Here is a 1006-nt window from a genome sequence, read left to right as displayed (position 1 = left end):
TAATAAAAAAATTTGCTAAAAATTTGGAGCAAGGTATTATAAGAATTTTAATTAAAATTTTTATATTTAAAAAAATAAAGAATACTAAAAGTAAACCTTATACGAGAGATTTATTTGGTCGTGACTAAACAACAATTATGGAGGAAAAATTGGAACGAAAAAAAAAGAGTAAAAAGAGTAAAAGGAGTATCAGGGTGATAATTATACCTATCTTAATTTTTATTACCCTTATAGGAGCAGGGGCTTATGCCTTAAGAGATTCACTTATTCCTACTGAACATACGAAAACAAATAGTTCGGATCAACCGACCAAAACTTCGGTTTCTAACGGTTACGTGGAGCAAAAAGGTGAAGAAGCTGCTGTGGGTAGTATAGCACTTGTAGATGACGCTGGAGTACCAGAATGGGTTAAAGTTCCCTCAAAGGTAAATTTAGATAAATTTACTGATTTATCTACGAATAATATCACTATTTATCGAATTAACAATCCGGAAGTCTTAAAAACAGTTACCGATCGTACGGATCAACGGATGAAAATGTCAGAAGTTATAGCTAAGTATCCTAATACTTTGATTATGAATGCTTCCGCTTTTGATATGCAGACAGGACAAGTAGCTGGATTTCAAATTAATAATGGAAAGTTGATTCAAGACTGGAGCCCAGGTACAACGACTCAATATGCTTTTGTTATTAACAAAGATGGTTCGTGCAAAATTTATGATTCAAATACACCTGCTTCAACTATTATTAAAAACGGAGGGCAACAAGCCTATGATTTTGGTACTGCAATTATCCGTGATGGTAAAATTCAACCAAGTGATGGCTCAGTAGATTGGAAGATCCATATTTTTATTGCGAATGATAAAGATAATAATCTCTATGCTATTTTGAGTGATACAAATGCAGGTTATGATAATATAATGAAATCAGTGTCAAATTTGAAGCTCCAAAATATGTTATTACTTGATAGTGGTGGTTCAAGTCAACTATCTGTCAATGGTAAAAC

At 32.5% G+C, this 1006-nt stretch carries 1 protein-coding gene; it reads left to right on the top strand.

Annotated features, from left to right (window positions below; all coding sequences use genetic code 11):
- Positions 1-137 precede the first annotated feature (137 nt).
- Positions 138-1006, top strand: an 869-nt coding sequence (locus ABZ857_RS44400) for a phosphodiester glycosidase family protein (protein ID WP_357057021.1), incomplete at its 3' end; no start/stop codon positions are given.

Source organism: Microbispora sp. NPDC046933, from assembly GCF_040644635.1.
Taxonomy (GTDB): domain Bacteria; phylum Actinomycetota; class Actinomycetes; order Streptosporangiales; family Streptosporangiaceae; genus Microbispora.
This window is presented reverse-complemented; position numbering and strand designations above follow the sequence as displayed.